This is a genomic window from Anaerosolibacter sp., from assembly GCF_029240175.1.
Lineage (GTDB): Bacteria > Bacillota > Clostridia > Peptostreptococcales > Thermotaleaceae > Anaerosolibacter.
Genome location: NZ_JARBTM010000009.1, coordinates 23,352 through 35,258 on the forward strand (window position 1 = coordinate 23,352; position 11,907 = coordinate 35,258).

An 11,907-nucleotide genomic window follows, 5' to 3' on the forward strand; every position below is an offset into this window, starting at 1 on the left:
AATAAATTCATCTTGCGTATATATAGACTATAACCAGTACAAGGAGGATATTGTGCATGGGTATTGTCTATGGTGTTTTGTTGATTATGATACTGCTGCTGATCGTAGAAGTCTTGGCCATTGCTTTGAAGCTTACGGGGCTGGATATGGAGAAAGCACGATTTCAAGTGATCTCCATCATCACCAATACAGGCTTTACAACCCGAGAATCAGAGCTGATCACCCAGCATTCTTCAAGACGGAGGATTGCCCAGGCCCTTATGCTGATCAGTTATGTGGGTACAGCGACGATGATTGGTTTAATCATCAATATTATTACGCTGATTACTTCGGGCGAAAAGGTTCTTTATATTACCATGGGTAGCTTGGCATTGGTTTTCATCATATTATGGCTTGCCAAGAACAAATGGCTGCTCTTAAAAATAGAGCGATTTATTGAAAAGAGACTTGAAAAGCAAATGAAACGAAACAAGAAATATAAAACCGTTGAGGAAGTTTTAAAGCTCAATGATGAATATGGGGTGGCAGAATTCGTTATTGGAGAGAGGAATCGCCTGATCGGTGTCTCCTTAGAAGCATCGGGGTTGAAGCAAACCTACATACAAGTATTGAATGTGGATAGGGGTTCCCACATGGTCCATTTCCCCAGCAGCAAATTTGTCTTTCAGCATGGGGATAAAGTTGTTGTGTATGGTAAACTATATAGTATAAAGGAACTGGTCATGGAAAAGAGCAATGAAGAATATGCCATTTGACAGGATGGGTATTCTGTGGTAAGATATTTATCAGACCTTAATTGAGATTACGTTTTGAAGTGGGTGTTCGTATGGGTGAAGGAAAAGCAATAGCCAATAATAAAAAAGCATATCATGATTATTTTATTGAGGAAACCTATGAGGCAGGGATTGTACTGACTGGTACAGAAGTAAAATCAATCCGCATGGGTAAAATCAATTTAAAAGACAGCTATGCTGAAGTTAACAATGGAGAGATTTTCATCTACAATATGCACATCAGTCCTTATGAAAAGGGAAACATATTCAATGTTGATCCTGTCAGAAAGAGAAAACTGTTGATGCATAAAAAAGAAATAGCAAAACTCCTAGGCTATATCACCCAGCAGGGATATACCTTGATACCGACAAAGCTATATATCAATCAAAGAGGTCTTGTTAAACTACAGATTGGTGTTGCAAAAGGGAAAAAGCTTTATGACAAGCGAGATGATATCGCGAAGAAAGAAGCAAACCGACGTATTCAGCAGGAGCTAAAAGAAAGACAAAAGTCATATTAAAGCAGTGACTTCAACGTGTTGAAATTATTCATCTACTATGATTGCAAGGCAGTTTTATCTGCTTTGACATATATATCATGGGGGCGTACAGGTTTCGACGGGGGTGTGGAGTCAGGAGTAGCGAGTGGAGGTTTTTCCTTGGGGTCCGCCTTAAAAAACTGGGGAATTAAAGATAAACGCAAACGATAATTACGTTTTAGCAGCTTAATATAGCTGCTCGTCCTGCCTAGACTGCCTACGGTTTAGGGTCAGGGCGTCGACTAGTAGGGAACTACCGAGGGGGTGTCTCGACCTAAAGGTGGAACAATTGGGACTGGTTGATGGCAAAGCCTGTCATTGGGCGCTGCTGGAGACGAGATCTTAAAACAATGACTGCACTCGGAGAAGCTGTTGGCAAAGTGCTTTCGGACAGGGGTTCGATTCAAAAGAGTCGCCTTGTGGCGTGAGCTGCAAGTGAAAATCTGGCTTGATCGGTGAAACCGTAACGTAAAGACGACGGCAATGCCGAGGAGTATGTGGAGTAATCCAACAGCTCTGTATCGACTCATAGGCATCCCACAGGGATGTACTAGGATGAAAGTTATGTTTGGGGACATTTCCCTAGACAGAAGAGGAATGCATCCTTGAGGGATGTGTCCCCTTACCTTAAAACTTTCATAATACGCCAGAGGACTTCAAAAGAAGTTCAAGATATAGTCAGCACCATTGGAAACGATGGAATGATGTGTCCCCTCGCCTCCACCATTTAAAACCACGACAGAAATGTCGTGGTTTTTATATTACTTTAAATTAGCATTATGCTAGATGAACCGTACCATAAATGACTGCGGTTTTTTGATGGGAGCATTGGAAATGCAGAGATATAAGAGGATTTGTATATTTGTTTTCATAGTTATTAACTGATATGAAGTAAGGAAAATAAGGCTATATGCTGGGGTGAGTGTATTTGGGCTATGATACGGTCTAGACCGTATCATAACCAAAATATAAATATTAAAAAGCAATAGAGGTAGTGATATTCAAGTTTGATCAGTGGGCAAGCAAGGACCGTCCCCTTGTAATATAAATGCTTTTATGAAACTAATCAGGCAACATAAGGTAAACGAGGTATACAAAGCAGAAATGCCAAAGTTAAACGAATATATAGGAGACTTGACAATTATCATATATGATCTTAGGAAGCTTTCGAAAGGGCTTAGTGAAGAACTGAAAGAGGCTTTGTTGTTTGACTGATATTATACCTACATGTTATGGACAAATCTATCTATAATAAACTTGATATTTCGCATTCGTATATGGATATTTTTAATATTTTCACATCCATTTATGATATTAATTGATTGTTAGCAGTTAAGTCAAGTTTCCTAGGTAATAATACTCTGCACTAATATCATCTAGGCATCTATCAATTCTCCTTAATACAATCAAAATGGCATAAATACTAATTTGATTAGGTGCCTCAAGAAAATCTATATTCATAAAAAAGTATTTTGAAAAACGAAGGTAAAGATATATACATTTTTGATATGAGTATATCATATGAAAAGGGACGATTCTTGGATTTTCTATTATGAATCGTCCCTAGGTTTATATGGTAATGTGTAAGAATGATGGTGATATAATAAGATTTTCGGTGGGAGTCTCAGTAAATATTCATATAGTTTCACAGTCTAAGAAGAATGCGAGTTACCTTTGGCCATTACTCATGCAGATTAATATTTGATTTTGATAACTCTTGCAAAGCCTCTTGAGCGACATTTCGCACAGCAGGATTATGATGATTTTCATATCTGATAAAAATAGGTACATATCCACAATTATAGGTATTAGCTAAAGCATATAATGCATCAGCAAGTAGTTCAGGTTCCATTTCTTCTATGTTATCTGCCAAATAACTCAATGAACCCTTTGAGTAATCGGATAGTAACTGTAAAATATCTTCTTTAACTTCGGTATCATCGTTTAAAAATAGCTGTTTTTGTAGAAGAAAGATTATATCATCAAAATATGGTAAATTGTATCCATAGTAAGGGTCTAAATATTTATCTAAGCATAGTAATAAACTTCTTTTATCTGAAGTATTTGTGCCATTCAAAATTTCGCTGATAGCGTTTACACCATCTTTTACAATAGTATGTTGATCTTTTGTATAAGTTACCACGCTGACCTTGTTTTCGCTCATTAGACTCACCTCGTTAAATTATATGATCCTTATTTCCAACATTATACAACTATGACACTCTAATTATAAAACTAATTAGAGCAAATTTCAAACTATTTACACAGTCATACATAAAGGGGTTCGCTGATTCAAAAGTACTAGTTTAGTACCACAACGAGAGATATGGGACTATGCCATAACGTTTTATTCTTTAGTGGATTTTCCAGATATTTTTGTAAGAGATTCATCCAGTTCATTATTAGTAACGTAAGCATATCAACTTTTATGATGTCTGTATTCATTTATTGGAGTTGTACATACGAAACGGTATGGTTCGCCTCCACCAATATTGTAAGAATAACTATGGTGGTTATTAGTTTTAGAACAAAGATAAAAATGCTGTTCTCATTGTGGTATTGAGAGCAGCATTTTTATTATGTTTTTAAAAGTATTAGAAGTTTTGTTCCATTAAGAACACTAGCACTAACAGACTTATACATTTGTATTAATTTCTAATATATTATTCATGCTGACAAAAGTAGACGCTTTTAGACAAAGGTGAATTTAAGAAGGTGTAGAATCTTGTATTAATAGTACAGTATCAATTGACTACCATAATAATTTAGGAAATAAACTATACAAGCAAGTCATATATAGAGCTTATGGTTAAACCAATAATGGAGGTTTTATGAAAAAGGGAAAGATAATAATCCTAATTATACTGTTAATTATTGGTTCCATCGGGATAAGGAAGTTAGACTTAAATATAAGATATAATATGGGGATGCGTGAATATTTTAAATATAATACTGTATTAACAGAAAAAGAAAAAGAGCTGCTAAAGGAAAAACATCTCCTTGTAGGGGTTTATAATGATCCACCATTGGCATTTATTAATGAATTTAACAATTATAATACTGGGATTATGGTGGACTATTTATCCCAGTTGGAAATTGAATTAAGGAGTAATATTCATTTAAAAGTAGGATCAGAGGACTACCTAATCAATGCAATGAAAAGTGACGAAGTGGACGTCATGGTTATGGAAAATACAGATGAGAGTAAAATAGAGTTTGGCATAAGTGAGCCTTTATGTGTTGTTAAGGTGAAAATACTAGTTAAGAACAACTCAAACATAGAAAATGTCGAGGATTTAAAGGATATGGCTTTAGTGGCATTGGAGAGAGACAATGCAGATGGCCGTATAAACAAATACTTTGAACATAGAAGTAACGTTGAAATCATTGAAGTAGACAATATCTATCAATGTTTTGCTTTAATAAATAATGATATTGTAGTCGGATTTGTAGGCGATGATATGGAAGCTGCACATTTTCTTAATGTGACCAACAGAGGGACAAGTTTCAGGTTTTTAGAACTGACTCTTTATGAGAAAGAGGTGTGTTTAGCTGTCCAAAAAGAAAATAGCGATTTACTTAATGTATTGAACAAGGGGATATTAGAATTAAAGAAAAAAAACTTGATAGCCCAGACTCAATATAAATGGCTTGGTGAATTTAATACGGATAGTATTGACTTAAGACATATTGAGTTAGCTTATAAAGTAGTAATCGCTATAATATTTATTATTGGTATCTTCTCTAGCTGGAATTATGTTATTACGCAAAGAGTTAACACCAAGACCAGGGAACTATCTGAAAGTAAAGAGGAATTACGTCTTATTATTGATACAATGCAAAGTGGTATTATGGTTATAGAAAGCGATGCTATAATTGTGGAATGTAATGATGCAGTCACTGGCATAACCAATATCCCTAGAGAAGATTTAATAGGAGTTAACTACAACTATTTTAAGGCATTAGAGCCTTTTGTTGACAAAGATAATATGAATAAAGTACTAAATGTGGGAAACGCATATTATTATGTAACCAGTCAGAAAATTGCGAGCAATAAGAGTATGATTATAATTGAAAACTATACAGAAAAGTATTTTAATGAAAAGAGGGCTAGACAGGAATCTAAAATGATAGCTGTTGGTCAGCTATCAGCTGGACTTGCTCATGAAATAAGAAATCCATTAGGATTAATAAAAAGCTACAGTTATATTATTGAAAAGCATTGTATTAATGAAATTTGTGATCATGCTATATTGGTTATAAATGACTCAGTAGCAAGAATTAACAAGCTTATTGAAAATTTGTTGAGATTTTCAAAGCTTTCGAATGATGAAATTAAATCAGTGGATATTGAAAGCGTATTGAGCTTGATATTGGATTTGGAAGAAAAGAATATTAAACAAAATGGAATAAAAATTATCAGCAATGTAACAGGCAACCATTTGAAGCAAGTTTTGATAAATGAAGATGTACTAAAAATGGTATTGCTTAATCTAATAAATAATAGTATTGATTCGCTTGAAGGCGTTGATAGGGAGGAAAAGAAAATTCACGTAGCGATCAAAATTGAAGAGGATTATTTAAATATAAAGGTTATAGATAACGGCTGTGGTATAGAAAAGGAAAAGCTTGAAAACATATTCGATCCTTTTTATTCTACCAAAGAAAATGGAACAGGCTTGGGTCTCTATATCATCAGTACGGAAATATCTAATAATGATGGAAGAATATCGGTAGAAAGTAATCTTGGAGAAGGCACAGGGTTTGATATAGTTTTACCAATAAAGGGGTGATGTAAATGGCTGAAAATAAAGGATACAAAATACTGATTGTAGATGATGAAATTGAGTATCAAAAGGTTCTGTCTTTAATACTTTCAGATGTTGGATATGATATAGCTAGTTGCTCCAATGGGAATGAAGCTCTTGAGCATATTGAGAACAATATAGTAGATCTTGTACTTACTGATTTGAAAATGCCTGTTATGGATGGTGTTGAGCTGATAAAGAGGATAAAAGAAAAATATGATGATGTTGATGTAATTGTTATGACAGCTTTTGGCAGCATCGAAAGTGCAGTTGATTCAATAAAGTATGGTGCGATAGACTATTTTGTTAAGAGCGGTGACATGGATGAATTAGTTATGAAAGTTGACCGGTTAGCTAAAATATATAGACTGGAGCGGAAGAGTTTGTTTCTACTCAAGAATCAAAATGAAACTGAATTATTCATTGAGTCTTGGAATGAGGAACATTTGAAGCTTCTGGAGATGTGTAAAAGAGCCGCCGATACAGGTATTAACATTTTGTTATTAGGAGAATCTGGAGTAGGTAAGGAAGTCATTGCTAATTATATTCACCGATTAAGTAAAAGAAGGCAAGAACCGTTTGTTCCTGTTAACTGCCAGGTTTTTCCTGAAGGAGTCATAGAATCGGAGTTGTTTGGCCATGAAAAAGGTTCATTTACAGGAGCCATTGATACTAGAATCGGAAAGTTTGAACAAGCCAACCTTGGGACCTTATTCTTGGATGAAATTGGGGATTTGCCCATGGCAACACAAGGGAAATTACTTAGAGCTATAGAAAGCAGGAAAATAGAAAGACTAGGCAGTAATAAGTTAATTGATTTAGATGTGAGATTTATTTCAGCGACGAATAAAGATCTTTCAAAGCAAATAATTGAAGGAGATTTTAGAGAGGATTTGCTTTACAGAATAAATACACTAACGTTGTATATACCACCACTGAGAAAAAGAAGAGAAGATTTGCCAGCACTTATTAATTTTTTCATCAAAAAAATTCAAAAGGATCAAAAGAAAAAAATCAAGAAAGTTGATGACGAGGTAATGGATTTTTTGTTGGGATATGATTATCCGGGAAATATAAGAGAACTCAAGAATATAACTGAAAGAATGATTGCATTAAGTAAAGATGGTGTTGTTACAGTCAATGAAATATTAATGCCAATAGGTTGCGTTGATAAGAAAAAGTTGATAAATAATAATTGTGAAAAGACATTAAAGAAGGCTCGTTCTAATTTTGAAAAGATTTTTATATCAGAAGCTCTAAAGAACAATAACGGGAATGTTGCAAAAACAGCATATGAATTAGAAATAAGCACGAGGCAGTTATGGAATAAAATCAATCAGTATAAGATAGGGTTGGAAAAAGTGTGAACAAATTTTCAGTATTGAATATGAAAGTGTGAAGAAAAATTCACGCTTTTTATTTTTATATTACTATTGATTATCCTAAAATAAGCATTACCCTAAGTTTAAAGGTTATTAATTGATTTTAAATAATTGGCATGATAATTGCTCTTATAGAATAATGACATCATCGATGTTAAAAATTATGAGAAAGGATTGAAAAACATGAAAAAAGGGAAAGTATTGGCTATTGTATTAACATTAGTGTTGGTAATGGGTTTTGTCGCAGGTTGCTCAAGTAATAAAGCAACTGTATCAGAAGATGGACCAATTGTTATCAAAATTGGACATACTGACTCGTCACAAAGATCGACTCATAAATGGAGTGAAGCTTTAGGAGAGTATTTAGAAAAAGAAGCACCTGGTAGGTTCAAAGTAGAGGTTTATTCGGATGGACAATTGGGAGATACACCAGATTTAGTATCAGGTATTAAAATTGGAACTGTTACAATGATGTTTGACTTATCATCAGTAATTACATCTGCATCAGGTCCTAATTCAACTTGTATCGATTTACCTTATTTATATCCTTCGTTCGGAGCCTGGGAAAAGGGTACTTTTGAAAATGGTGGGCTAGAGTTGTTCAATGAAACTCTAAAAGATTCTGGGTACTATTGCATAGATATGTACTATAACGGAATGAGACAAGTTATCAGTAGAGATAAGATTTATAGAACTAAGGATGAATTAAAAGGACAGAAAGTTCGTATTGCACAAAATGACTTAAATATTGAAATTTGGGAGGCCATGGGAGCTAATCCAACACCTATGGCTTGGGGAGAAGTTGTGACTTCATTGTCTCAAGGACAGATTAATGCACTAGATCACTCTTTAGGTGTATTTAATGATTTTAATCTACATGAAATTGCCCCATATGTAACATTAACAAATCATGCTAGTTCGCCATTCCCAATTATCTGTTCAAGAGAATGGATTGAAGCTTTAGACCCAGAGGATAGAGAAGTATTAGAAGCAGGCGTTAAAGAAGTTGCCAAGAAACAAAGGGCAGAGGAATTTGCTAAAGAGCAAAGCTACATAGAGCGATTTAAAAATGAAGGTGCAGAGGTTTATGAATTAACTGATGATGAAATAAAGGCATTTGAAGAAGCTGTCCAGCCAGTATATGACTATCAACGTAAAATTGTTGGAGATGAAATGATGGAGAAATGGTTGAATACACGCCCTTAATGAAAACAATTACGAAAAGACTAATATAGATATATTGAGGCAATTAGTTGCCTCTTATATTTATTATGTAAAATCCTAGATGTTCAGGAGAAAAATACACTTGGCTAATGAGTCATTAAAAGAAGTCAGATGATTTATAAGGTAATATGAAAGGAGGTCAGGGCATTACTCTTTTACTGGGGGTAATGATATAACATGAAAAATAGAGTTTTTACAGCTTTGAATAAAATTGAAGATACTGTCCTGATAGCTATGTTTATGGCTATGGTGGGTATAATTTTTTTTCAAGTCATTATGAGATACGTCTTCAACAATTCATTATCTTGGTCAGAAGAACTAGGCAAATTTTTATTTGTGTGGCTTTCATGGCTGGGAATAAGTATAGGTCACAGAAGAAAAGAACATATAAAAATTACACTGCTGGTTGATAAATTACCATATAAGTTAAAGAAATTAGCAGAAGCAATAACAGAATTGATCTTAATTGTTATTTGTGGCATTACACTGTATTACGGAGTTATAATGATCAACATACAAGTGAATGTACCTTATGCAGGAATTAAAATCAGTACAGCATGGGGATATTTGTCTCTTGTCCTTGGATGCGGAATCTTTATCATCAGGGCAGTTGCATTCTTTTTAGAGGCAGTCAAATGTATTCTTAAGAATGAAGTAATTACATAAGGAGGGGAGCTATAATGGCAGTACCTGCATTATTTATTGCATTGTTTGTGATGTTGTTGATAGGAGTACCTGTTGGATTTGCAATAGGTGGGGCTACTATGTTATCAATGGTTGCTTATTCAGACTTGAACATGGCTATCAACGCTCAGTATTCCTATAGCGGAATATTTTCATTTACTGTAATGGCTATACCTTTTTTTATGCTAGCGGGTCTTATAATGTCAACAGGTGGAATTGCCAGAAGAATTGTTAATTTTGCATCTGCATTAATAAGCTTTGTAAATGGTGCCATTGGTTGTGTAACAATCATTGCATGTATGTTCTTTGGTGCTTTATCAGGATCTGGAATGGCGACAACATCAGCAATTGGTGGGATGATGATTCCAGAGATGAAAAGGAAGGGCTATGATCCGGCTTATGCAGCTACGATAGTTTGCTTTGGAGGTATTGTGGGACCAATCATTCCTCCTAGTTTATCCTTTGTATTATATGGGGCTTCAACGGGTGTATCAATTTCGCAATTATTCTTGGCAGGGGTATTGCCCGGAATACTATTAGGCCTTTTGTTTCTAGTCGCAAACATTGTAATCTGTACTATAAAAGGAGTTGATTTGAAACAAAAAAGAGGTAATGAAGCAGATGAAAAAGTACCTATTGGCGAAGCAATGAAATATAGATTTTCACAAATTGCTAAAAGTATAAAAGAGGGTTTTTGGGCGTTATTATCTCCAGTTATCATTTTAGGTGGTATTTATTCAGGTGTCTTTACTCCTACTGAAGCAGCCTGTATATCTGTTGTATACTCGATTATAATAAGTTTATATGTATATAAAGATTTAACATGGGAAGGGTTAAAAAACGTATTTTTGGATACAGCAGTATTAAATGGAATAACCTCATTTTTATTGGGGTATTCTACAGTGTTTTCTACGTTTATGACATATGAAAGAGTTCCACAGATGATTACAGAATTTTTGACAAATGTATCGACCAATCCTTTAATTGTATTGTTGTTTGTTAATTTAATACTATTAGCTATAGGTTTATTCCTAGATACGGTACCAGCCATTATTGTTATGGCCCCAATGTTAATTCCTACAGTTCGAGCATTAGGTATTGATCCTGTACACTTTGGAGTAGTGATGGCTGTAAACCTAGCAATAGGTTTGTGTACTCCTCCTTACGGTTGCAACTTGTTTGTAGGTGCAGCTGTTGCTAAGGTAAAAATAGAAAGCATGTTTGTACATATTGTGCCCTTGTTCATAGTAGGATTAATTGGACTGACCTTAGTCACCTATATACCATGGCTATCACTTGCATTTATCAGATAGACCGATAGTCGGAGTGGGGATTAACAAATTCCTACTCCTCTTTCATTCTAGGGAATCCTTTGTACTTATTCTTAATTATAACAAAATAAGATTGAGGGGAGTTTAGAAATGGAAAAACTAATTATCACTGCTGCGCTAACTGGAGGAGAGGTAACCAGAAAACAACAACCGAATTTACCTTTAACTCCCGATGAAATAGCTAATGCTGCTTATGAATGCTATAAAGCTGGGGTTTCAATTGTTCATGTTCATGCAAGAGATGAAAATGGTGAACCTACACAAGACTATGAAACAAACAGAATAATTGCTGAAAAAATTGCAGAAAAATGCAACATTATATATGAACCATCAACAGGTGGGTCTATTTGGCATACGTTTGAAGAAAGAATGCAACCTTTAAAATTAAATCCTGAAATAGCAACTTTAGATGCAGGTACATGTAATTTTGGAGATGGTGTCTTTATGAACTCGCCGGAATATATACACAGTTTTGCAGTTGAAATGAAGAAAAGAAACATAAAACCTGAATTTGAAATTTTTGAAAGAGGAATGATTGAAAATGTTTTACGTTTAGTAAAAAAAGGCTTAGTTGCAGAACCTTTATACTTTGATTTTGTTCTTGGTGTTCCTGGTGCTATGCCTGGAAATATTGAGGATTTAGTATTTTTAGTAAATAGCATACCAAAAGGAAGTATTTGGACTGTTGCAGGAATAGGTAGATACCAGTTGCCTTTAGCTGTTCATGCTATTGCCATGGGAGGTCATGTTAGAACTGGTTTTGAAGATAATATTTATTATCATAAAGGACAATTAGCAGAGTCAAATGCACAATTAGTAGCTCGAATAGCACGCATTGCAAAAGAAATGGGGCGTGAGATTGCAACACCAGATGAAGCTAGAGAAATTTTAGGTTTAACTCAAAAGTAATCTAGACTTATGTTGTGTCATATGGTGTGTGCAATAAGTAAAGATTAATTTTGGAGGTATATTTCATTATACAGTTGACAACCAATCATAAGTTCAGAGAGATGAACAATATAGAAAATGATTGAAGAAACTAGGAGGAAATAATCATGGATTAGAGAATTTTCATATAAGAGAAGAATGTAAAAGATACTGTTTGTTTTATAAATATCTATAGTCATTGGTTCTAAAGTAAACAGTTTTAGATGAATGAAACTTTC

Annotated in this window: 9 protein-coding genes and 1 other RNA gene; 9 read left to right on the forward strand and 1 reads right to left on the reverse strand. The window is 34.4% G+C overall.

Annotated elements, in window-relative coordinates:
• The first annotated feature begins 56 nt into the window (after positions 1 to 56).
• The 3 genes from K0R93_RS08195 to ssrA all read left to right on the forward strand — a co-directional run bounded on the left by K0R93_RS08195 (position 57) and on the right by ssrA (position 1,718).
• Positions 57 to 755 (forward strand): TrkA C-terminal domain-containing protein, encoded by a 699-nt coding sequence (locus K0R93_RS08195; RefSeq protein ID WP_300299841.1) that lies wholly within the window; start codon positions 57 to 59, stop codon positions 753 to 755.
• A 71-nt stretch (positions 756 to 826) separates the two neighbouring features.
• Positions 827 to 1,294: an SsrA-binding protein SmpB gene (gene smpB / locus K0R93_RS08200; RefSeq protein ID WP_300299843.1), complete on the forward strand. Its 468-nt coding sequence runs from the start codon at positions 827 to 829 to the stop codon at positions 1,292 to 1,294.
• Between the two features lie 87 nt (positions 1,295 to 1,381).
• Positions 1,382 to 1,718: a transfer-messenger RNA gene (gene ssrA, locus K0R93_RS08205) on the forward strand.
• A gap of 1,275 nt (positions 1,719 to 2,993) precedes the next feature.
• Here the strand turns inward: ssrA and K0R93_RS08210 are convergent.
• Positions 2,994 to 3,476, reverse strand: a complete 483-nt coding sequence (locus tag K0R93_RS08210; RefSeq protein WP_300299845.1) for a hypothetical protein — start codon at positions 3,474 to 3,476, stop codon at positions 2,994 to 2,996.
• Between the two features lie 667 nt (positions 3,477 to 4,143).
• Between K0R93_RS08210 and K0R93_RS08215 the strand changes: the two genes are divergently transcribed.
• From K0R93_RS08215 to K0R93_RS08240, 6 genes are all read left to right on the forward strand, one after another.
• On the forward strand, positions 4,144 to 6,105 hold the full coding sequence (locus tag K0R93_RS08215; RefSeq protein WP_300299847.1) for an ATP-binding protein: 1,962 nt from the start codon (positions 4,144 to 4,146) through the stop codon (positions 6,103 to 6,105).
• 5 nt (positions 6,106 to 6,110) lie between these two features.
• Positions 6,111 to 7,487 (forward strand): sigma-54-dependent transcriptional regulator, encoded by a 1,377-nt coding sequence (locus K0R93_RS08220; protein WP_300299849.1) that lies wholly within the window; start codon positions 6,111 to 6,113, stop codon positions 7,485 to 7,487.
• 198 nt (positions 7,488 to 7,685) lie between these two features.
• A complete protein-coding gene (locus K0R93_RS08225) occupies positions 7,686 to 8,708 on the forward strand; it encodes a TRAP transporter substrate-binding protein (protein ID WP_300299851.1) in 1,023 nt (340 codons plus the stop codon).
• A gap of 195 nt (positions 8,709 to 8,903) precedes the next feature.
• Positions 8,904 to 9,392, forward strand: a complete 489-nt coding sequence (locus tag K0R93_RS08230) for a TRAP transporter small permease (RefSeq protein WP_300299853.1) — start codon at positions 8,904 to 8,906, stop codon at positions 9,390 to 9,392.
• A 14-nt stretch (positions 9,393 to 9,406) separates the two neighbouring features.
• Entirely contained in the window at positions 9,407 to 10,723 is a 1,317-nt protein-coding gene (locus tag K0R93_RS08235; RefSeq protein ID WP_300299855.1) for a TRAP transporter large permease, read from the forward strand.
• Between the two features lie 108 nt (positions 10,724 to 10,831).
• Positions 10,832 to 11,650, forward strand: a complete 819-nt coding sequence (locus K0R93_RS08240) for a 3-keto-5-aminohexanoate cleavage protein (protein WP_300299857.1) — start codon at positions 10,832 to 10,834, stop codon at positions 11,648 to 11,650.
• The last annotated feature ends 257 nt before the right edge of the window (positions 11,651 to 11,907 follow it).